This window comes from Pantoea sp. VS1 (assembly GCF_002207995.1).
Classification (GTDB): domain Bacteria; phylum Pseudomonadota; class Gammaproteobacteria; order Enterobacterales; family Enterobacteriaceae; genus Pantoea; species Pantoea dispersa.
In genome coordinates this window covers 1-20,732 of record NZ_NHZE01000035.1, presented here as the reverse complement: position 1 = coordinate 20,732, position 20,732 = coordinate 1, and the positions used below count along the sequence as shown (strand labels likewise).

The window sequence follows — 20,732 nt, the reverse complement described above, 5'->3', positions numbered from 1 at the left end:
CAAGTCGGGCGGCGTTAGCCGAACATCGCCTGCAGGTGCAGGCAGGCATCGTCATAATCGCTGCGTTCAAAAATGCCCTGCTGCAGGAAAGCTTCCATCTGCGGATAGAGCTTAATGGCCCGGTCCAGCATCGGATCGCTGCCTGCGGCATAAGCCCCGACGCTCACCAGATCGCGGTTACGCTGAAAGCTGGAGAGCAACTGCTTGAACTGGCGCACGCGCGCATAGTGGGTTTCATCAATCAGCGAGGTCATGGCACGGCTGATCGACGCTTCAATATCAATGGCCGGATAGTGACCGGCCTCCGCCAGGCGACGCGACAGCACTATGTGGCCGTCGAGAATGGCGCGCGCCGAGTCGGCAATCGGGTCCTGCTGGTCGTCGCCTTCGGTCAGTACGGTATAGAACGCGGTGATTGAACCGCCGCCGTGAATGCCGTTGCCGGCGCGTTCTACCAGCGCTGGGAGCTTAGCGAACACCGATGGCGGATAGCCTTTGGTGGCCGGCGGCTCGCCGATCGCCAGCGCGATCTCACGCTGCGCCATGGCGTAGCGGGTGAGGGAGTCCATAATCAGCAGCACGTGCTGACCGCGATCGCGGAAATCTTCGGCGATGCGCGTGGCATAAGCGGCTCCCTGCATACGCAACAGCGGCGAAACGTCGGCCGGCGCGGCGATCACCACCGAGCGCGCGCGCCCTTCGGCGCCAAGAATGTTCTCGATAAACTCTTTAACTTCGCGGCCACGTTCACCAATCAGGCCCACCACGATGACGTCGGCTTTGGTGTAACGCGCCATCATGCCGAGCAGCACCGATTTCCCCACGCCGGAGCCGGCAAACAGCCCCATACGCTGGCCGCGGCCCACGGTGAGCAGGGCGTTGATCGCCCGCACGCCGGTATCCAGCACATCGTGGATCGGCGTACGCTGCAGCGGGTTGAACGGCGCGGTGATCAGCGGCGCGCGGTAGCCGGTTTCCGGCGCGGGCAGGCCATCCAGCGGCTTGCCGCTGCCGTCCAGCACGCGGCCGAGTAGCTCCGGCCCCAGCAGCAGCTGTTTACCGCTGTGATCGCCGTGCACGCGGGCATACACGCGCGCGCCGGGCAGAATGCCGTCGACCTCTTCCAGCGGCATCAGAAACAGTTTCTGGCCGTTGAAGCCGACCACTTCGCTTTCCACTTCGGTAATCGTGCCGTTATCGTGACGCTCAATAATGCAGGTGGCGCCCAGCGGCAGCTGCAGGCCGGTGGCTTCCAGTACCAGACCGGTGGCGCGCGTCAGGCGGCCATAGCGGCGCACCGTCTGCACCTGACTGATGCGGTCTTCAAAACTGTCGAGCGCGCCCAGCCAGCGCGAAAGGCGTGACGTCATCAGAATGCTCCCGGTGCCGCCAGACGGCACAGCTCCTGCCAGCGCGTGGCGACGCTGGCATCCAGATCGCCGTCTTCGGCGCTGAGTTTACAGCCGCCGGGATGCAGCGAACTGTCGGCCAGCAACCGCCAGCCGTGTAAATCGAGCGTTGGGCCCAGCGTCTGCTCAACGCGCTGCAGATCGTCCGGGTGCACGCGCAGCTGCGGTTTGCCGCTGAACATTGGCTCCTGCTGAATCAGCTGCTGGATCTGGCGCAGCAGGGCGCTGCCATCCACCTGCGTCGCCTGGCCAATCACCGTGCGCGCCGCTTCCAGCGCCAGCTGCATCAGGCGCGACGCAATCACGCTATCCAGCGCTTCCAGCGTGTGATGAAACTCGGTGACCAGCTGCTGCATACGCGCCTGTAACGGCGCCTGCTGCTGCTGGGCATCGGCCAGTCCCTGCTGGAACCCGGCGTCATAGCCGTTTTGCTGCGCTTCGGCGAAGCCTTTCTGATAACCTTCGCTGTAGCCCTGCGTCTGCGCATCTTTACGCATCTGCTGCTGCAGACGTTCCAGCTGCTGCTGCTGTTCATCTTCCTCGCTCAGCACGAGGTCGCTGTCCGGCTCCTCTGCCAGCAGCAGTTCAGGCTCAGGCGGCTGCGGCGCGCCTAAATCTTCAGGCTGCCAGCGCTGCCATGCACGGGCGGAAAAGGCATCAGACATAGGTTTCCTCGCCACCACCAATTACCATCTCGCCTGCTTCCGCCAGACGGCGCACGATAAGCAGGATTGCTTTCTGTTCGTTCTCCACCGCGGACATACGCACCGGGCCACGGTTGGCGAGGTCGTCGCGCAGGATATCGGCGGCGCGCGCCGACATGTTTTTGAGGAATTTCTCGCGCAGCGGCTGCTCGGCGCCTTTCAGGGCAATCAGCAGCTGCTCGGACTCCACTTCCTGCAGCAGACGCTGGATGCTGCGGTCGTCCACTTCCACCAGGTTTTCGAACAGGAACATCTCGTCGATGATCTTCTGCGCCAGCTCGCCATCGAAGTCGCGAACCGCTTCGATAACCGCTTCTTCCTGCTGGGTTTTCATCAGGTTGATGATTTCCGCTGCGGTTCTCACGCCGCCCATCTTCGCGCGCTTGAGGTTGGTGCCATCCAGCAGGCCGTTGAGCACTTCGGTCAGCTCCGCCAGCGCCGCCGGCTGTACACCGCCGAAGGTGGCGATACGCAGCATCACATCGTGGCGCAGACGCTCGTCGAACAGCGCCAGAATATCCGCCGCCTGGCCGCGCTTCAGGTGCACCAGAATGGTGGCGATAATCTGCGGGTGCTCGTCGCGGATCAGATCTGCCGCCGCCTGCGGTTCCATAAAGTTGAGGGTTTCCATGCCGCTGGTGGTTTCGCGCGTTTCGAGGATGTCCTCCAGCAGGCTGGAGGCGCGCTCTTCGCCCAGCGCCTTGATCAACACCGAACGCAGGTAGTCGTTGGAGTTGAGGCTCAGCGCAGCAAACTGTTCGGCATCAGTTTCGAACTCGCGCAGCACTTCGGTCAGCTGCTTGTGCGAAATCTGTTTCATGCTGGCCATCGCGGCGCTGAGGTGCTGCACCTCACGCTGGTTGAGGTGTTTAAACACCTCGGCCGCACGCTCTTCGCCAATGGTCATCATCAGAATGGCGCTCTTTTCAGTACCGGTCAGACTCATAGTTCGTTACTCATCCATTCGCGGATAACCAGCGCCACAACGCGCGGATCGTTTTCAGACATATCGCGGATGCGCTGGCTCATCACCTCGGCGCTCATGCGGTTGTTAGATTTGCGCTCCTGGTCCAGCTCGTCTTTGTTGATCTGGACGCTGTAAGCGGCTTCTTCCTCACGGGCGGCAGCACGGGCAGCGGCGGCTTCGGCGGCGGCTTTCTCGGCTTCACGTTTACGCAGCAGCTGCGGACGCACCATTTTGCGGTAGAGGATGAAGGCAACCAGTGCTACCAGCAGCCAGCGACCGGCGGTCATCAGCTGATCAAAGAACGACTGCTGCTGCCAGAAGGGCAGGTCGCCGCCGGTTGGCTCGGTGGTGTTGAACTGCGAGTTCACCACGTTGACGCTGTCGCCACGCGTTTGCGAATAGCCCATCGCTTCGCGGGTCAGATCTTCAATCTGCTTGATCTGCTGATCGTTCAGCGCCACCGCTTTGCCTTTGCCGTCATCGCGGTAGTTGACCACCACGGCGACCGACAGGCGCTGCACGTCACCGACGTTGAGTTTGGTGTGACGAATGGTGCGATCCAGCTCGTAGTTCACCGTGTCGTTGCGGCTGGAGCTGCTCGGGCCGCTGCTCTGCGCGGTGCTGGTCGAGGTGCCGGCATTCTGTGCGTTGTTATTGTTCTGCTGACCGTTAGCGTTGTTATTGTTCTGCTGCTGCGGGTTGGTGACCGGCGCGGTATTGGCTGGCGCAGGCTGATTCGACAGCGCACCCGGTACGCCGCCCGGATACGGGCTGCCGTTCTGATCGTTGGTGCTGGTCTGGCGTGAGCGAATCGCCGTGTTATTCGGGTTCGCATTCGGCTGATACTTCTCATCCGTCTGCTCGCTGCGGTCAAAGTTAATCTGCGCGGTCACCTGCGCATGCACATTACCCTGACCGAGAATCGGATTCAGAATGGCTTCAATGCGCTGCTGATAGCGTGCTTCCACTTCGGAGGCATATTTCAGCTGGGCATCGTTAAGATCGCGGCCTTCGCTGTCGGAGCGCGTCAGCAGGCGACCCGCCTGATCGACCACGGTCACATTACCTGGTGGCAGACCGGCAACGCTGCTGGAGACCATGTGCTGAATCGCCTGAATCTGGCCTTCATCCAGCGCACGGCCCGGTTGCAGGTTCAGCGTTACTGAGGCAGACGGGGATTTTTGCTCGCGCACGAACAGCGTCGGTTTTGGCATCGCCAGATGCACGCGCGCGCTCTTCACCGGTCCGAGCGTTTCGATGGTGCGCGCCAGCTCACCTTCCAGCGCACGCTGGTAGTTAATCTGCTCACTGAACTGGCTGATACCAAACTTCTCTTTATCCATCAGCTCAAAGCCTACTGAACCCCCTTTCGGCAGTCCCTGCTGGGCAAGGCGCAGACGCAGCTCATGCACTTTATCGGCGGGCACCATCAGGGCGCCGCCGTTTTCAGCGAACTGGTAAGGGATGTTCATCTGGGTGAGCTGGGTAACAATCGCGCCGCCATCCTCATCAGAGAGGTTGTTATAGAGAACGCGATAGTCGGGCGCTTTGGCCCACAGCACCAGCGCCAGAACCACGGCGATAGCGGCCGCGGCAGCAACGATTAATGGAATACGCGGATTTGCGCGCAGGCGGGCGAGAAGGTCATTAAAGCCTTTCTTTGCTGTATCCTGTGTGGCGGCTGCACTCGCATTCATGACCAATTCCTGCCTGACATAATTGACCGGGTGTATGTAGGTGACAAAACTGACTCCCTGATACGCATCCCCGCCCGTTGATGCCGTGTTGCTGGCCGACGGGGTAGGGGAAAAAATGAAATTCCAATCTAATGCCTGGCATTATTTGATGAATCGTGTCACTTCGATGGCTGGATAAGCCGGGTTTTTTGCAGTCATTTAGCGCCTTTGTCCTATTGACAGTGTGTTAACTTTTCCTCCGTGAAAAAAAGAACCCTTCATCTATGAGGTACAGGCAATGTCAATTCAGGCAATTGATGGCGTACTGCAGCAGCTGCAGCTGACGTCACTGCAGGCCAGTGGCAAACCGACCGAGTCCGCCAGTCAGCTCGATTTTGGTGCCACCATGAAAGCCGCGCTGGATAAAATCAGCGCCACCCAGACCGCTGCGCGCAGTCAGGCGCAGGATTTTGAGCTGGGTAAACCGGGCATCCAGTTGAATGATGTGATGGTCGATCTGCAGAAATCGTCGATTTCGATGCAGATGGGAATTCAGGTGCGTAACAAGCTGGTCAATGCCTACAGCGAGATCATGAGCATGCAGGTTTAGCGGCGCGCAATAAAAAACCGCCTGAAAGAGGCGGTTTCGTCAGGGTCAGGACAGTGACAATTTCTCGCTGATCGCCCTGTAGCCTTGTTCAGCAAAACGTTGCTGACTGATGGCATCGTTTTTGGTGGGTTCAAACCAGGCACCGTCTTCACGGATAGAGAAAAACCAGATTTCGGGTTCTTCATCGCCGCGCTGTACCCAATAAAATCCTTCCTGCATTATCATGTCCTCCTCACAGGAATATAGTTCAGCTACGCTGCGCTTAACAGCGTAACTGACAATATTCTCACCTGCAGACGAAAACTTAAGCAGAGTGTGACTCTTCCGGTGGCGTCAGTTTGCCACTCAGGAGTTTAAAACCGGCAGATTTAAAACGAGGCAGAGAAAGCGGTATCGGCTCCATCGGGCGATAAAAGCCGCGTCCAGCATCCCAGTACCATACCTCAGGCTCAGTTGTGCTGCTGCCTACCCAGTAAAAACCCGTTTCCATTAGTGCTCTCCAGAAATGAATGAAGGCACGCCTTCTCTAATTTCCGCAAAATAATGTCTTAATTAAACTCAATGATCAATCTCGGTTGCCGCTTCGCTTATTAACGCCAGCAGTCAGCGGCCGCGAAAATAACATCCGGTGGGTCGGTCCAGATATCATCGAAGGCAATTTACTGATCCTGATAAGGATCTTTTTTGTCATCCTGACTGTCATCGCGCGTACGCGGGATTTCACCGTGCTCACGAGCGTCATCCTGGGCTGGATGGTCATCCTCTTCATAAGCATTACCTGCATGCGGTGCGGCTTCCGGTAAACCTTTGTGCACCTCGCCCTCGTTTTTACGCTCCTTATTGGTTTCGTGTTGTTTCATCTCTCTCTCCAGCAGGGGTTTTATTGTGATGAATTTTAGCTGATCGCTGGCCGTTTCTGGCGGCCGTAATCGTTTTCACACTCTACACGCAGAACGGCTAAATTGTACAGTTTTGCAAAGTTGTACAAGTTTATGGGGGCTGTATAGAAGTGTGCGAGTCAGCGAGGGGAGAAAAAAATTTTGTTGAGCAGAAAGAGGGGGTTAGCACAGGGTCTGATATTTTATTCAGGTTAACTGCATGATTTTTCCTGTGAAAATGGTAATTTATTATTGGAAAGAATGGCGAAATTGTTGTGCAAATCTCCTCTGACCACACGAAATGCTAACGGAATTGTTGTACAAGTTTTCCATCTTTGTATAACTTCTCGGTTGTGGCAGTCAGTCACACGTAACGAATGATGCTTTGCATCGCCTCTGAAGGTGTTGTGGATTTCCACTTTCAGAGGCTGCTTTTTTACCTGTGCTGATTCAAAAATTTAACCTGAGTAACCGATTAATCACTGCAGTTTGCACTGCAGCTCACCCGATGAGGCTTGTTATGGAACAGAATGCATTGGCGTCAACAGAGTCTCAATTGTCAGAATATTTCCAGCACGCGGATTCAGAATATGCCAGTGAAAAAGAGATCATTGCGCTGATTTATAAGCAGCTGGCAGCGGTGAAACTGCGCGTGAGCAATAAAGATATTATTCTGGCGCTGCTGGAGCGATTAGAGTCTGAACATGACGTGGTTCAGCTGGATATTTATCGCCAGGCACTGGAACTTATTGTTCAGCGCACGCCTGACGATATCGCCTCCTGAAACCTGTGTCTGTCGTACTCCACTCCATTGCCAAAACACGGACGTTTAGTTGCCTGTTTGTTTCGCCCCTTAGCTTAGGGGCATTTATTCTTTTACCGCCTCGTTTATTATCTGAATAAGCCCAGCGTTAAGTGCCCGGTCGCTTCTCTTATCTGCTACAGTAATTAGCTGGAGTAAGCTTTCATGCAAGCAGAGTTACTCATTACGCCAGAGGGCGTATCACTTTATCAGGCACGCATGAATGTCTGATTCGCGGCGCAGGCCGCTGGGCAAACCTATGAATGATGGTTATTACTGGATTAAAGATGGCGAGCGCTATCCGGAAGTGTGGCTGTACCAGAAGCAGTTTGGCTGGTTTCGCCCGTGCAGCGCGGTGCCAATGACGCAGCGCACGTTTGAGCTGATGAAATACGTGGTGCTCAGTGAACGGCTGGAGGAACCGGCACGCGAGACTGAGTGTTAAGCGCGTGACCGCCGTAATTACGGCGGTCAGCGTGTGAGTTACTTGATCTCCGGCCAGGCCACTGCCGGAAAACCATTAAACTGCGGACGGGCAAACAGATAGCCCTGGAACTGACTGACACCCACCGCCTCCAGCCACATCCACTCCTCGGCTTTCTCCACGCCTTCAGCAATTACCGCGATCTCCAGCGAAGCGCAGCACTTAATGATGGCATGCACAATCGCCTGTTTTGGACCGCTTTTGTGCACGTCACTGATGATTTCCCGATCGATTTTGATCTTATCCGGCTGGAATTTAGACAGCAGCGACAAACCCGCAAACCCGGCACCAAAGTCATCCAGCGCCAGGCTGATACCTGCCGCCTTAAGTTTTCTTACTTCTGCCGTAAACTCTTCGGCACGCGAGATGATTTCATTCTCCGTCACTTCCACCACGATCTGCTCCGGTACCAGACCGTTGGCCGCGATTTCCTGCAGCAGGAACTCCACCGCATTCGGGACGGTGACCAGAGACATTGGCAGCAGATTGATGGTCAGCGTCTGCTCGCCGAGGCCGAGATTTTTCGCCAGGTTGAAGGCCAGACTTTTAGACTGAATATCGGCGTGGTAAATCGCATCGCCGCCAAACGCAGAGAAGTACTCCTGTGGTGAACCGCCGTCCGGCGTGCGAATCAGCGCTTCATAGGCCGTAATACGCCGCGAGAAGGGATCGACAATCGGCTGAAACGCAAACCGGCAATCCTGTACATAGTGCTGCAGACTCTCCAGCTGGCGCTGGCTTTCCGCATCAGTAATAAATTCCCAGGTATTGGCCGGCGGGATCTCGAAATAGTTCTCTTTTTCCCGCGCCTCAACGAAGGTGCGCAGGAACTGCAGTGCACGGTCGTCATAGGTCAGCTGGTAACGCGAAGTGCCTTTATCCAGCACCGCCTGTAGCACGCTGGATTTGTCATGCTCGCGCAGGTCAAACAGCTCCATACCGACGTTACCAAAGCGCCTGGCTGGCGCGAAGTCATGCATCAGCTCAACCAGATTGTGATGACGGGCGTCGCGGCAGATACGGTCGTAAATGCCCTGAACGGCCTGATCGGGCCCCTCAAGCAGCTGGAAGAAATGTCGTCCATCAAACAACAGAATGCCGGTGACATCTGAAACTTCGTTTTTCTTATTGGCTTTGCCAACCATATCCTCCAGCGTTTTGATGGGAACGTGATCATAGAGGTGGCTGCGGTAAAGGATGGTAGTCAGCATGAGATTGTCCGGCGCTATCGTTATTTTGCCTTACATTAACAGCCAGACGGCTGGATCTGTCCAGCGCTGAGACGCGTGATCGTTAACTATTTTATGGAATTCCACTTAACCGAAGCGGCTAGCGGGTCGCGTTAGGTAGAATTTTTACTCAACCGCTGGCCAGCGACGTGAACGATGAATAAATTCGATTGAAAGGATAAATGAAAAGCGTATCGTTAGCCGGGTTAACCGGAGGTGATAAAGATGTTGCGTGATTATTTGAAGATTGATGAAAGCGATCGTTTAGTTGAGCAGAGCTTGTTACGCCTGCATAACCGGGGACAGGAAGATGTCACCGAATGGCATATTGTCGGTGCCAACGGTGAGCACAAGGGCAGCGTGGCGCTGTTCGATAAACTGAGTAACCGCCGCTCTTACCGCGTCAGTTACCGTATAACGCAAACCGATTCCGAGGGAAGGGTGGTCGTCGATCATCTCACCGACACGTTGTGATTTTTGCCGTAGTCTTTTGTTGGATTTGACCCGCCGCGTGGCGGGTTTTTTGCTGCTTCAGCGGCTGCCGCGCCGCCGCATTTCCACCAGCGTGCCAATCAGTTCCAGCGTATTTTTCTGACTCTGCTGCACGGGAAAATCTTCGTTCAGCGGCCGTAACGAGAAAATTTGCTCGTCGTGCATCCGAAAAATTCGCACCATCGCGACGTCGTCAACCCGCGCCAGCACCACATCGCCCGGCTGGGGCACGCGTTGCGGATCAAAAATCAACCGGTCGCCGGCGCGATACGCCGGGTTCATGGCGTCATCTTCCAGCGTAACCGCCAGCGCACTGTCGCTCAGTGCTTCGTCACTGTAAAGAAAGCGGACAGCCTGCTGCTGCCACTGGAGTCGCTGCTCATCCAGCCAGTCCGCGGCCTGCACCAGCGTGACCAGCGGCACGGCAGTGAGAGCGGGGGAAGCGTGCGTACTGGCAAACGGCTGGCCGTCGCCATCAATAATCCACGCCGCGCTACACTGCAGCAACTCCGCCAGCCGCAGCAGATGCTCACCACGCGGCACCGTCTCTTCTTTCTCCCACTGCGAAACCGCAACGTGCGACACGCCAATGCCATTGGCCAGCGCCTGCTGCGTTAATTTCAGTGCTTTACGGCGCTGGCGAATGCGCTCACCACCAGATTCTTTTTTCATCATCTTGACAACTCCTCCAGGCTTGACTTAAGTATACTTAAAATCATTATTTAAAGTAAACTTAAATATGCCGCTGGCCGTGATACTGGCGAGGGAGGTCAGCGGGGTGTCCGGCTAACCCTCGCCAGGTGAGAGAGGTAGGGCATGGAGAGTAGTTTGGTCACCAGCGTAGGCGCACTGCTGCTTGGCGGTGGCGCGGCAGCGGTGTTCTGGAAACCCCTGATGGCGGGGATCGCGTCTATCGTCACCAGCAATCGCGCGGGCGGCGAGATCATCACCAGCTACAAAGAGCAGGTGCTGCTTCTCAAGGAGAGCCATGCGCTGATGCGCCAGGAAAACGATGAACTGCGTATCCGTCACGACAAAAACCTGCGGCGTATCTCATCGCTGGAGACCGATCTGCGTTTGATCAAGAACGCACTCGGTATCCTGCTGGCGACCACCGAAGCCGAGCACAGCGATAAGTTTCGCAGCCAGATTAATCAATTGATCACCACTCTGGAGGAGAACCGCGATGGTGCAGATAAACAGTGAACTGCTGGTGCGAAGCCACCGCCGTCATTTGATGCTGGGTGGCCTGCTGATGCTGTTATCGCTGCTGTGTGTGGCGATGACCATTCTGTTTCTTTACGTCAATAACGACGCCAACCGGCGCGTGGAGGAGATTCGCCAGCAGTACCGGGCGATCTCCGATCGACGCGAAGCAAAGGTCGCCGAACTGACCAGCCAGCTGGTTGAGCTGCAGAAAAAGCTGGATGCCCAGCCGCCGCGCAGCACCAGCCACACCTCAACGCCCTCCACGCCGCCGGCCGGGCAGCAAACCGCGCCACAGCCGCGGCGCTAAGGGGGACCTGATGCGTATTACCGAGCGGATCGCAGTCCGTTTGCAGCAACTGCGGTCTTTATTTAGCAATAAGGAGAAAATTATGAGCGATCAAACTGTCATCAACCCAACCAGCGCTGCGGCGCAACAGGCATTGTCACCGCTGGAGAGTTTTGCCAACGAAACGGCCAGCGCGCCGGCTGCCGCTGACAGCGCAGCTGATAGCGTTGCCCAGCCAGCAACGCCGCCGGCATCCGCAACGCCAGCTGCGCAACCGGCAGCGCCCGCCAGCGCTGAGCAACCGTTTCATGCGGATGCCCCGGTTGATCTCGATCAGCAGCTGGCAACGCAGGATACGCTGGCGAACGGCTCGGCCAGCGCAGGCGCCTCGGTGGCCGCCACGCCTGGCGTGCGCAATGCGCAGGCCGCCGCACCGGTTGTTGCCCCCGACGCGCCGGTGGCTGCGACCGCCGCCAGCGATGCGGTGGCGCAGGATATCAGCGCCGGGGTGAAGGACTTTGTCCAGGCTTTCAGCTTTGTTGAACAGGGCGTGCTGAAGCTGGGCAGCGCCGCAAAGGATGAACTGATTGCGCTGGCGAAGAAATATCTGTAATTCAGGCGGGCAGGGATGCCCTCATCACCCGTTCGGTCGCGTGATCTGCTTTTCCAGTTCCAGCGGGTTTCGCTGCCGGCTGTTAATCTTTTTAGCGGGCGAGCCGAAGTAGATCGACCACGCTTCGGTATCGCGCGTTATCAGTGAATTGGCGCCTACCGCGGTTCCCTCTGCCAGCGTAAGGCCTGGCATAATAATGGATTGCGAACCGACGATGACATGTCGGCCCAGCACTACTTTCCCCGAGGTGACGCCGGTCAGGTGGGCAGGCACGGTGGGATTGGTCATGAATTCCCCACTGTAGTCATCACTTTTCGAGTAGATTTTTACGCCCTGCGAAAGCCCCGAGAAATCCGCCATTTCCACACCGGCACCCGCCAGTACGGCGCAGTAACCGCCAATATGAATGTAGGAGCCAAGCGTCAGATACCCATCGCCGGCAGCCACGAGGGTCGAGAATCCGTCGATGCGCACGTGATCGCCAAGGGTGATATTGTGCAGGCCAATAATGGTGCAGTTTTTTGCCACCATGACCTGCCTGCCGACGTGTTTGAAGCCGAAGCTGTTCAGCTCATGTTCGGTGTAATAACCAGGATTGAAAGGTTCTGTCGACACAATGCATTCTCCGGATGATCGGGGCTGGGGTGCCATTATAGGTGCGAAGGCAACAGTCTGTAGCGGAAGAAAAGCGCTAAATCTGACGTCAATTCATCGCAATCAGCGACGAATGGAGATAAGTTAAGATAATTCTGCAGGCGGCTTCGCTATTATCTGCTAACTTTAATTGCTCAGGCGTTATTTTAACTGGCTTTATCAGCAAAAAGGAAAATAGCATGAGTGATACAGAGGCAATCAAAACCAAAACTGACTACCTGCGTGATGTCACCTCACAGCTAAAAGAGATGCGTCACTATGCGCAGACCAACACTGAGACGCTTTCCAGCCACTGGCTGGCCTTTGATGCCGGGGAGTATAAGGATAAAGAGTACGCCACGCGTTTTGATGCGCTGATCAACAAGCAGGGACAGCTGCTGGATGATATCGATCAGGCGATTCAGGATCTGGAAATCGCCATCAATCACAGCGAGCAGGAAAGCTAAGCGCGGCTGCTGGTGGCCTAATCGGCCACCAGCCACATCTCGGCTTCATCGAACATCTCTTCAACAATACGCGCAATCGTCGCCTTGTCGTTTTTACTCATATCGGTTTCGATGGCGTTTCGCTCCATCGGCTTAACCCGCACCTCCAGATCCGGAAAGACGCGCTGCACGCGTTTCTCCAGCTCCTGCAAAATCATTTCGCGCGCGCCCGGTAATCCGGCTACGTTGCGCTTGTCGTAAATCAGCTCCACAAACATCAGGGCATTCCAGTAATCAAAGTGGGAGCGTCATATTACTGTAAATAAAACCAGTGACAAGCGGCAGGGCGGCAATTATTTTCATACAGGTGAAACAGCGCGGCGTAAAGATGCAACGACAGGGGAGTAAAGCGGGCAAAAGCAGAGGGCGCACGCAAAAAATCGAACCTCTGGAGGTGGAAATCCAGCAACACCTCCAGAGGCGGTGCAATAGCACCTTTCGTTCAAGGACAATCGACGACAGTCGTCGTGAGTATTAAGTTATACAACTTTTCCCATCTTGTACAACTTTTTCCCCGGAAATTTCTCTCCGATCGCCTTTTTATCAGTACATCGCTTATAACTCGTTCTTAATACAGAACTCTTCCCACGTCATACCCAGTGCTTCCGCGTGAGATTTCAGATAGGTTTCAATCGCTTGTGCAGCAACCGCTTTATCCGGTTCCGCCAGCTGGATGGAGAACAGCATGCCGTCGAGCTTCTTCTGCCGCAGAAACGCGGCATAGATGCGCTCGGCGTGCCACGCGCGCAGTTCACGCAGGGACATATTGGCGGCGCGCGCATCACTCTCACTCAGTTCATCCAGCGCGGACTGAAAATCAGGGTGGGCGGTGAAAAACAGGCTGCGGGCCAGGGCGTAATACTCTTCAGGGGTTTTCATTCGGGGGTTCCTGCCGGTCAAATTGCGCGTTAGTGTAACCCGCACACGGCGACTTGTCAGGAACCCCGAATGTTTACTGCTGTGCGGCTTGCAGGCGCGTCACGTCCTGCTGATTTTTTTCCAGCGTTTGGTCCACCGTCAGCTTGCCCTGCAGCAGTGCCGCCAGATTCTGCCCGACGGCGTTACCCATCTGATCAAAGCCAGCAATACTGACGTACTGCACACCGGTGTAAGGTACGGTGTTCAATGTCGGTTGATCGACGGTGGCGGATTCAATCGCGCTGCGCACCTGAGCGGCGTAAGGCGCCAGGCGCTGATAGTTTGGCTGCTGATAGGTGGAGTTGCGGCTGCCGGGTGGCACCGCTCCCCAGCCGACGGTATCCGCAACCTGCTGAATATACTGCCGCGAGGTCGCCCAGCTGATGAAGTCCACGGCGGCGGCGCGCTGCGGTGAGTTAGCCGGTACCGCCAGCGCCCACGACCACAGCCAGTGCGAGCCGTTGCGCGTAATGCCGCCCGGCGCCGGCGCAAACGCCAGCTTGTCCGCCACCAGCGAGATCTGCGGGTTAATCAGCAGCCCGGCGGCGACGGTACTGTCAATCCACATCGCGCATTTTCCCTGTGCGGTAAGACGCAGGATCTGGCCAAAGCTATTGCTGGCCGTATCCGGCGGACCGTCCTGTTTCACCATCGCCAGATAATCGGTCAACACCTCACGCCACTCTGGCGAATTCAGCGTTGGCTGCCAGCGATCGTCAAACCACTGCGCGCCATAGGCGTTGGCCATGGTAGTCAGCAGGGCCACGTTATCGCCCCAGCCGGGCTGGCCGCGCAGGCACAGGCCATAGATACCGTGCTGAGCATCGGTGAGTTTCGCCGCAAAATTTTTGATGTCGGTCCAGTCGGGATCGTCTGGCATGGTCAGCCCTTTCGCCGCAAACAGATCTTTGCGGTAATAGGTCATGCTGCTTTCCCCGTAAAACGGTAGCGCGTACAGCGTTTGCTGCCAGGACAGTGCTTTGCGTACCGGCGTCAGCAGATCGTCGCTGTCATACTCTGGCGGCAGGTTATTGAGCGGCGCCAGCCAGCCTTTTTTACCCCACAGCGGCGCTTCATAGGTACCCACGGTAATCACATCAAATTTTGCGTCACCGCTGTTCATGGCTGCCAGCACCGCCTGGCGCAGGGCACCATCATCCATCACGTGCCATTGTAGTTTCACGTCCGGATGCTGCTGTTCGTAACGGCTCGACAGCTGCTGCATGATGGTCATGTCACCATTGGCAATGGTGGCAATATTGAGCGTGGTGGCGGCCTGGCTGAGCAGCGGCAGCGCGGCCAGCAGCGCGATTATGTTACGCTTCATGGCGGCTCCTTATGGCTGCTGCAGGCGGAAGAACGCCATTTTTTCCACCAGCAAACCGGCATGCTGGCTCACCGTCTGGCTGGCCGCGCTGGCCTGCTGCACCAGCGATGCATTCTGCTGGGTGGCACCGTCCATCTGGATTACTGCGGTGTTCACCTGCTCTATGCCGCTGGATTGCTGGCGGCTGGCCACGGCGATCTCGCCGACGATATCCACCATGCGCGCCACGCCGTGATTGATGTCGTTGAGCATCTCGCCCGAGCGCTGCACCAGTGCGCTGCCGGCTTCGACTTTACCCACGCTGGCATCGATCAGCGCCTTGATCTCCTGTGCGGCACCGGCCGAACGCTGCGCCAGCTGTCGCACCTCTGACGCCACCACCGCGAAGCCGCGTCCCTGTTCCCCGGCGCGCGCCGCTTCTACCGCCGCATTGAGCGCCAGCAGGTTGGTCTGGAAGGCGATTTCATCAATCACGCGGTTGATATCCGCGATGCGCTTGCTGGAGGATTCAATCTCCTCCATCGCACTCACTGCGTCGCGCAGTACACCGCTGCCGCGCTCGGCCTGATGGCGCACATCGCTTGCCAGCTCGTTGGCCTGCGCGGCGTTGTCCGCGTTGTGTTTCACCGTGGCGGTCATCTGCTCCATGCTGGCCGCAGTCTGCTCCAGCGAGCTGGCCTGCGCGTGGGTGCGCTCCGACAGATCGTCGTTGCCATCCGCCATCTGGCGTGCCGCATCGCTCAGTGCATGGGCACTTTCGCCCACCTCGCGCACGATCTCGGCCAGCCGCACATCCATGCGCAGCAGCGCCTGCATCAGTTCACCCATCTCATCGCGCGTTACCGTACCGATACGGTGATTGAGCTCGCCGCCGGCAATGGCATCCGCCAGTTCGCGCGCCTGGGCGATGGAACGGTTAATCGAGCGGATCAGCAGCCAGCCGGAGACCAGCGCCAGACTCAGACCCAACAGCAGGATGGCGATCAGGCTATTGCGTGCCAGCAGGTAGTCGCGGTTGCCCTGCTGCCAGGCCGTCTGCGCATGCTGCCGCATCAGCGCATCCAGCTGGTCAATGTCCTGCTGCAGCAACTGGCTGCCGCTGCGCAGGCGGGTTTCGATGACCACCAGTGCGGCGGACGGATTACCGCCTTTCAGCAGCTCACCGGCTTCATGCAGCGCACCCTGCCAGCCGTCGAGATGGGTCAGGAAGCGCTGGCTCAGCGGTTTGGTCTGCGCATCAAACGCCAGCTGCTGCCAGGTATGGCGATCGGCGTTGATTTGCTGACCGTACTGCGCAATGCGCGCCAGGCGTTTTTCCACTTCACTGCTGTCGGTCCAGTAGCGCAGCGCATCGAACAGGGTAGCGGATTGCTCCTGCACCATGCGGTACAGGCGTGAAGAGTATTGCAGCGGGAGCAGCTCGTTCTGATAGGCATTTTGCGCGCGCTGATCGGCAGCGCGCAGGCCGATAATTCCCCAGACGGCAGCAATAATCAGTAACAGGCACAGCAGGCTGACAATCGCAGCCAGACGTGCGCGAAGGGTCAATCGCATAACAGCGTTCTCCGAAACCAGGGTGAGTAAGTCGTCAATATTGTTATGGGTGCAGGTGCTTTAGACTTCACATCAGGTTATCGGCGAAGAGTTGAACAGCTTGAGGGCGCCGGAGAAAGAGAAGGGGGATTCCACCGCAGATACCTTGCGTCACGCCGGGAAAACATTATAACGTAGCCGCCATTGATGCGAGTGTAGGGACCGAAGATGAAAAAGTGGATGGTACTGGCCGCGCTGGCGCTGAGCGGCTGTGCGCAAATCAACAGTTATGACGAAGCGGTAAAAACCCCGGCACCGCTGGAACTGCAGGGTAACTGGCAGACGATGGGGCCGCAGAGCAAGCTGATCAGCAGCGAGGCTATGGCCAGCCTGATCGTCAGCGCTGATGGCACTACCCTTGACTGCCGCCAGTGGCAGCGGGTGATTGCCAAACCAGGCAAGCTGACGCGCCTGGATGATGACTGGGTTAACGTTAACCGTCAGGCGCGCGTGATGCCGCTCTCGCTGGAGAACGGTGAGCTGCACTACGATGGCCTGACGCTGCGTAAAGTGGATCGCCCAACCGTCGAGTGCCAGCAGGCGCTGGACGAAGTGGCAAAGCGCCCTGGCGACGCGGTGATTCAGGATATTGAGCCGCAGATTCTCAGGCCGGTCACGGCCGAGAAATAAGGAACAGAGCTGAAATGCTTTTCTTCCTCTCCCGGCTGCGGGAGAGGACATTTCATCAGGCTGGAATGGTTATCGCTTCTGCAATAAATAGCTGTTTTCAAAGCCGGGCAAACTGCCAATCACATCGAACCCATTAAAATAGCCACCCGCGCGTAATAAATCCACAGCAGGACCGACCTGCGGTGAATACTGATGATCGCGATAATCGTCAAAGACGATAAAGCCGCCTTGCACCAGGGTGGGCGAATATAACAGGAAATCGAGCAATACATGGCGGCCTTCGTGTCCGCCGTCAATATGCAGTAATACGGTACGCGGATTAAGGGCCTGCACCCGCTCAATACTTAATTCAGAGTAGCCACGGATGAGATTAACCTGGGGAAACAGCTTTTCGTGATAAAAGCGCAGCTCACTTTCCTGATTTGCCAGCTCCATGGGATCGATGCTGATAATGCGACGTTTATGCTGGCAAATCTCATTCATGAAAGCCGTCGATTTCCCTTTCCACACGCCGATTTCAATGATGTCACCCGCTACATTATTATGCTCGAGTAACCAGCAAAGATAACCCAGGCATTTTACATGGCTATGGAAAGAGAGTTCACGGCGCGCCATGGCCAGCTCTGCCGGTAATTCTGCCTGCGCCTGTGCCAGAGCATCACCGACCTTATCCCAGGTGTCATCGATGAGCTGCTGTATTTCAGGCTCCTGAAAAAAAACTTTTAAATCCGCGATATCGAGCATGTCGTTGCCTTATAAAGAGAGAATACAGCCGGCAAGGCTGAAAAGGTCTGCGTTAAATGTGCCACAGTTGCCATCATTCAAGGCGGTAATAAGGCTCAGTTTAAGGGGGTAATTAAACGCTTAGCATGGCGGGGGCGGTAAGAATCCAGGGAGAACAGCGTCTCCCTGACAGAGAGGATTATAAATCGCTGGGATAAAGCACCTGACTGGAAAAACGACCATAAGCGTTGGTGACTTTCTGTTGCTGCGTGGTTTGCTGGACCAGCGAACGCAGTTCTTCCATGCGGGTCGCCATCAACTGCTTAATCTCAAGCTCATTGTCCATCACCTGCTTCAGCATGGGCCGTAACTGGACACGCAGCGCAGCAGGCAGGGCGGAGGTATCACGGTCGCGCGCTACGTGCGTAACGCTGCTCACGTAAACTGCCTCATTGGCCACTAAATCATCCCAGTGCCCCTGGCGCGCCTGTTTCAACATCTGATTACTCAGGCTGAGCAAACGCTGATACCCCTGCAGCAGGTCGTTATCTGAAGTCATGGTTACGCTTCCTGAACGGCGTGAGGACCAATTTGTTTCCACGCGTCGGCAATGTTGCTCAGCAAGCGCTCGACTTCCGCAATCGCTGCCGGATCGTTGTGCAGGTTGGCTTCCAGCAGACGGCGGGTCATGTACTCGTAAAGATTATCCAGATTGGCAGAAATCTCTCCACCGGCTTCATGATTCAGCCCGGCGCGTAAGCCATTAGTAATGATATTAATGGCTTTCGACAGCGCCTGGCCTTTACCGGGAATGTCGCCCTGATCCATCAGAATGGTGGCTTTCTTCATGGCGCTGAGCGCGCCATCAAACAATAAAACCACCAGCTGATGTGGGCTGGCGCTTAACACGGCACTTTCCAGACCGACCTGTGCGTAGGCCTGCGTTCCCGATTTAGCGTACATATTTAACTCCTGTTAACTGCTCATGTTCGCGAACTGTTGCGTCAGATAGTTCTGGGTCTGGGTCATGGATGAGACCAGCGTATTCAGGTTCGTGAACTGGGTCTTGTAGCGCGCCATAGTGGCGGTAATCTGTGCGTTTACCCGATCGTAATCGTCAGACAGTTTCTTCAGCGTTTTATTGATGCCGTCAGTGGCGTTCTGTACAGAGCCATTGCTGCCTAAAATCTGATCGAGATAGTTACTGGTTTGCGTCGCAAAGCCGGTGGTTTTGCCGTCACCAGACAGGAAACTGACCACATCCGCCGATTTTTCATCCAGCGCTTTGTTCAGTTTGGTGCTGTCGACGGTCAGCTTGCCATTCACATCCTGGGTAATGCCGATCTGTGACAGCAGGGAAATGCTGCCGCCGCTCTGGGCACTGGTGGACAGCTTAGAGCGCAGGCTGGTCTGAATGTTACGCAGCGTGCCATCACCTAACAGATCGCCATTGCTGGAGTCCTGCGAGGTACTGCCTTGATCCACGGCGGTATATTTGGTCTGGTTACTGATGGTGGTCTGCAGCGAGTTGTACGCGTCAACGTAAGCCTGCACCGCGGCGATCATCGGCGCATTATCCTTGGTGACGGATAAGGTCTCCGGGCTGCCGGTGTTGGTTTTGGTCAGGTTCAGCGTGACGCCTTCCGGCGCATCAGTAATGGTGTTGCTGCTGCGGGTGATGGCGACGCCATTAATGCTCAGTTTGGCATCGGCTGCTTCCACCTGCTCCGTCATACCATTGCTGCTGCCACCTTTGGTAAAACCAATGTACTGCGCCAGGGCGCTGTCATCGGTAGAAACCGTCATCTCGTTGGTGGTGCCGGTATCACGCGAGGTCAGGGCCAGATAATAGGTATTGTCATCGGACTTGATAATACTGGCGGTAACGCTGCCCTGCTGTTTGTTAATCGCATCTTTAATGTCCGTCAGGCTGGTTTGATCTTTGCTCAGCGTGATGGTCATTGGGTCTTTCTGACCCGGTTGCGTAATGGTGATGGTGCGCGAGGCGAGGCTGGAATCGCCTAAATCGCCATCTTTACTGGTCGCGCTTTTCGACAGCAGCGACTGCGCTTTAGCCAGTTGGGTGACTTCAACCGAAAAGTTACCGGCCGCCGCATCATTGGCCAGCGTGGCGGTGAACGCGGTATTGGTGCTACTGACTTTTGTTGAGGCAATTGCAGACGTGTCTTTGAGCGCAGCGGCAGCTGTCTGGACTTTCGCCAGTGCCGTTTGCACGACGCCCCATGCTGTCAGCTTGGCTTTATAAGAGGTTTGCTGATTTGTAATTGGCGTCAGGTTGGCTTTTTCTGCCGTTTCAAGCTGGTCATACAGATCGCTCAAACCCAGGCTATTACCAGCATTGAGGTTACTTACACTTGCCATGTTGTAATCCTTTATAGGTGGATAATCACTGAGGAGGGTATCGGCAGTGAGCGGAAAAATATTAGACAAAATATAAAAAAACAATGAGGCAAATAAAGAAGGGATAAGGGCCTGTTTTCGGGGTTTAAAAAAATAGCTAAGGTTTTCTCAGGCACCGACGATAACCAAAGCAAGCTGAATGGCCCCGGGCCAAAAGCCCGATAGAATCTCAACTCATTGACTCAAGGAATTTATCATGGCCGTTATCAATACCAACACATTGTCGCTGACCACGCAAAACAACCTGTCCAAGTCACAGGCTTCTCTGGGTACCGCTATTGAGCGTCTCTCTTCTGGTCTGCGTATTAACAGCGCCAAAGATGATGCTGCAGGTCAGGCGATTGCTAACCGCTTTACCTCCAACATCAACGGCCTGACCGTTGCTGCCCGTAACGCCAACGACGGTATCTCTCTGGCACAGACCGCTGAAGGCGCGCTGTCCGAGATCAACAACAACCTGCAGCGTGTGCGTGACCTGACCGTGCAGGCGCAGAACAGCTCCAACTCGGCTTCAGACATCGACTCCATCCAGGCTGAAGTTAACCAGCGTATGGAAGAGATCAACCGCGTAACGTCGCAGACCGACTTCAACGGCATCAAAGTGCTGAACACCGGTTCCGGC

Annotated in this window: 27 protein-coding genes; 10 read left to right on the top strand and 17 right to left on the bottom strand. The window is 56.2% G+C overall.

What is annotated here, in order from left to right:
• Positions 1–14 precede the first annotated feature (14 nt).
• Genes fliI through fliF form a run of 4 tightly spaced genes read right to left on the bottom strand, consistent with a single transcriptional unit; the run spans position 15 to position 4,777 of the window.
• Positions 15–1,370, bottom strand: coding sequence for a flagellar protein export ATPase FliI (gene fliI, locus CBW22_RS13375; RefSeq protein ID WP_021509867.1), 1,356 nt, complete (start codon positions 1,368–1,370; stop codon positions 15–17).
• Positions 1,370–2,074, bottom strand: coding sequence for a flagellar assembly protein FliH (fliH, locus tag CBW22_RS13370; protein ID WP_058757396.1), 705 nt, complete (start codon positions 2,072–2,074; stop codon positions 1,370–1,372). Before fliH ends, fliI begins: the two co-directional genes overlap by 1 nt.
• A complete protein-coding gene (gene fliG, locus CBW22_RS13365; RefSeq protein ID WP_021509869.1) occupies positions 2,067–3,059 on the bottom strand; it encodes a flagellar motor switch protein FliG in 993 nt (330 codons plus the stop codon). The genes fliH and fliG overlap by 8 nt, the downstream gene beginning before the upstream one ends.
• Positions 3,056–4,777, bottom strand: coding sequence for a flagellar basal-body MS-ring/collar protein FliF (gene fliF / locus CBW22_RS13360; protein ID WP_088516928.1), 1,722 nt, complete (start codon positions 4,775–4,777; stop codon positions 3,056–3,058). The genes fliG and fliF overlap by 4 nt, the downstream gene beginning before the upstream one ends.
• A 277-nt stretch (positions 4,778–5,054) precedes the next feature.
• Between fliF and fliE the strand changes: the two genes are divergently transcribed.
• Positions 5,055–5,366, top strand: a complete 312-nt coding sequence (fliE, locus tag CBW22_RS13355; protein WP_021509871.1) for a flagellar hook-basal body complex protein FliE — start codon at positions 5,055–5,057, stop codon at positions 5,364–5,366.
• Positions 5,367–5,411: 45 nt separating this feature from the next.
• On the opposite strand, the gene CBW22_RS26330 is transcribed toward fliE, so the two are convergent.
• Positions 5,412–5,585 (bottom strand): hypothetical protein, encoded by a 174-nt coding sequence (locus CBW22_RS26330; RefSeq protein ID WP_021509872.1) that lies wholly within the window; start codon positions 5,583–5,585, stop codon positions 5,412–5,414.
• A 440-nt stretch (positions 5,586–6,025) separates the two neighbouring features.
• Positions 6,026–6,226 (bottom strand): hypothetical protein, encoded by a 201-nt coding sequence (locus CBW22_RS13345; protein WP_021312831.1) that lies wholly within the window; start codon positions 6,224–6,226, stop codon positions 6,026–6,028.
• A 460-nt stretch (positions 6,227–6,686) separates the two neighbouring features.
• On the opposite strand from CBW22_RS13345, the gene CBW22_RS13340 reads away from it, so the two are divergent.
• Positions 6,687–7,028, top strand: a complete 342-nt coding sequence (locus tag CBW22_RS13340) for a biofilm/acid-resistance regulator YmgB/AriR (RefSeq protein WP_369597196.1) — start codon at positions 6,687–6,689, stop codon at positions 7,026–7,028.
• A gap of 241 nt (positions 7,029–7,269) precedes the next feature.
• On the top strand, positions 7,270–7,491 hold the full coding sequence (locus CBW22_RS13335; protein ID WP_021509873.1) for a hypothetical protein: 222 nt from the start codon (positions 7,270–7,272) through the stop codon (positions 7,489–7,491).
• Between the two features lie 38 nt (positions 7,492–7,529).
• Here the strand turns inward: CBW22_RS13335 and CBW22_RS13330 are convergent, their stop codons facing one another.
• Positions 7,530–8,741: a diguanylate phosphodiesterase gene (locus tag CBW22_RS13330; RefSeq protein ID WP_088516927.1), complete on the bottom strand. Its 1,212-nt coding sequence runs from the start codon at positions 8,739–8,741 to the stop codon at positions 7,530–7,532.
• Between the two features lie 243 nt (positions 8,742–8,984).
• Here CBW22_RS13330 and CBW22_RS13325 point away from each other — a divergent pair, with 243 nt between their 5' ends.
• Positions 8,985–9,233 (top strand): hypothetical protein, encoded by a 249-nt coding sequence (locus tag CBW22_RS13325; protein ID WP_088516926.1) that lies wholly within the window; start codon positions 8,985–8,987, stop codon positions 9,231–9,233.
• Between the two features lie 57 nt (positions 9,234–9,290).
• On the opposite strand, the gene CBW22_RS13320 is transcribed toward CBW22_RS13325, so the two are convergent.
• The gene (locus CBW22_RS13320) at positions 9,291–9,926 is read right to left on the bottom strand and encodes a S24 family peptidase (protein ID WP_088516925.1); all 636 of its coding nucleotides are present in this window, start codon (positions 9,924–9,926) and stop codon (positions 9,291–9,293) included.
• Positions 9,927–10,067: 141 nt separating this feature from the next.
• On the opposite strand from CBW22_RS13320, the gene CBW22_RS13315 reads away from it, so the two are divergent.
• The 3 genes from CBW22_RS13315 to CBW22_RS13305 all read left to right on the top strand — a co-directional run bounded on the left by CBW22_RS13315 (position 10,068) and on the right by CBW22_RS13305 (position 11,359).
• The gene (locus tag CBW22_RS13315; protein WP_031280179.1) at positions 10,068–10,457 is read left to right on the top strand and encodes a hypothetical protein; all 390 of its coding nucleotides are present in this window, start codon (positions 10,068–10,070) and stop codon (positions 10,455–10,457) included.
• A complete protein-coding gene (locus CBW22_RS13310; RefSeq protein WP_248295873.1) occupies positions 10,438–10,767 on the top strand; it encodes a hypothetical protein in 330 nt (109 codons plus the stop codon). Before CBW22_RS13315 ends, CBW22_RS13310 begins: the two co-directional genes overlap by 20 nt.
• An 82-nt stretch (positions 10,768–10,849) precedes the next feature.
• Entirely contained in the window at positions 10,850–11,359 is a 510-nt protein-coding gene (locus tag CBW22_RS13305; protein WP_088516924.1) for a hypothetical protein, read from the top strand.
• Positions 11,360–11,383: 24 nt separating this feature from the next.
• Here the strand turns inward: CBW22_RS13305 and CBW22_RS13300 are convergent, their stop codons facing one another.
• Entirely contained in the window at positions 11,384–12,010 is a 627-nt protein-coding gene (locus CBW22_RS13300) for an acyltransferase (RefSeq protein WP_088516923.1), read from the bottom strand.
• 182 nt (positions 12,011–12,192) lie between these two features.
• Here CBW22_RS13300 and CBW22_RS13295 point away from each other — a divergent pair, with 182 nt between their 5' ends.
• Positions 12,193–12,459, top strand: coding sequence for a hypothetical protein (locus CBW22_RS13295; RefSeq protein WP_021509881.1), 267 nt, complete (start codon positions 12,193–12,195; stop codon positions 12,457–12,459).
• Between the two features lie 17 nt (positions 12,460–12,476).
• On the opposite strand, the gene CBW22_RS13290 is transcribed toward CBW22_RS13295, so the two are convergent.
• From CBW22_RS13290 to CBW22_RS13275, 4 genes are all read right to left on the bottom strand, one after another.
• Positions 12,477–12,716 carry a DinI-like family protein gene (locus tag CBW22_RS13290; protein ID WP_021509882.1) on the bottom strand — a complete coding sequence of 80 codons (240 nt, stop codon included), beginning with the start codon at positions 12,714–12,716 and terminating at the stop codon, positions 12,477–12,479.
• Positions 12,717–13,053: 337 nt separating this feature from the next.
• On the bottom strand, positions 13,054–13,377 hold the full coding sequence (locus CBW22_RS13285; RefSeq protein WP_021509883.1) for a DUF6388 family protein: 324 nt from the start codon (positions 13,375–13,377) through the stop codon (positions 13,054–13,056).
• A 73-nt stretch (positions 13,378–13,450) separates the two neighbouring features.
• Complete coding sequence (locus CBW22_RS13280; protein WP_088516922.1) at positions 13,451–14,743, bottom strand: ABC transporter substrate-binding protein; 1,293 nt, start codon at positions 14,741–14,743, stop codon at positions 13,451–13,453.
• Positions 14,744–14,752: 9 nt separating this feature from the next.
• Positions 14,753–16,297: a methyl-accepting chemotaxis protein gene (locus CBW22_RS13275; RefSeq protein WP_058771162.1), complete on the bottom strand. Its 1,545-nt coding sequence runs from the start codon at positions 16,295–16,297 to the stop codon at positions 14,753–14,755.
• 207 nt (positions 16,298–16,504) lie between these two features.
• Here CBW22_RS13275 and yedD point away from each other — a divergent pair, with 207 nt between their 5' ends.
• Entirely contained in the window at positions 16,505–16,966 is a 462-nt protein-coding gene (gene yedD / locus CBW22_RS13270; RefSeq protein ID WP_058757410.1) for a lipoprotein YedD, read from the top strand.
• A 69-nt stretch (positions 16,967–17,035) separates the two neighbouring features.
• On the opposite strand, the gene CBW22_RS13265 is transcribed toward yedD, so the two are convergent.
• From CBW22_RS13265 to fliD, 4 genes are all read right to left on the bottom strand, one after another.
• A complete protein-coding gene (locus CBW22_RS13265) occupies positions 17,036–17,710 on the bottom strand; it encodes a class I SAM-dependent methyltransferase (RefSeq protein ID WP_058757411.1) in 675 nt (224 codons plus the stop codon).
• 178 nt (positions 17,711–17,888) lie between these two features.
• Complete coding sequence (gene fliT, locus CBW22_RS13260) at positions 17,889–18,248, bottom strand: flagella biosynthesis regulatory protein FliT (RefSeq protein ID WP_088516921.1); 360 nt, start codon at positions 18,246–18,248, stop codon at positions 17,889–17,891.
• A gap of 2 nt (positions 18,249–18,250) precedes the next feature.
• Positions 18,251–18,652, bottom strand: a complete 402-nt coding sequence (gene fliS / locus CBW22_RS13255; protein WP_021509889.1) for a flagellar export chaperone FliS — start codon at positions 18,650–18,652, stop codon at positions 18,251–18,253.
• Between the two features lie 12 nt (positions 18,653–18,664).
• A complete protein-coding gene (fliD, locus tag CBW22_RS13250; RefSeq protein WP_021509890.1) occupies positions 18,665–20,071 on the bottom strand; it encodes a flagellar filament capping protein FliD in 1,407 nt (468 codons plus the stop codon).
• Positions 20,072–20,306: 235 nt separating this feature from the next.
• On the opposite strand from fliD, the gene CBW22_RS13245 reads away from it, so the two are divergent.
• Positions 20,307–20,732 (top strand): flagellin N-terminal helical domain-containing protein (locus CBW22_RS13245; RefSeq protein WP_441339114.1); only part of this gene is annotated, 426 nt, incomplete at its 3' end.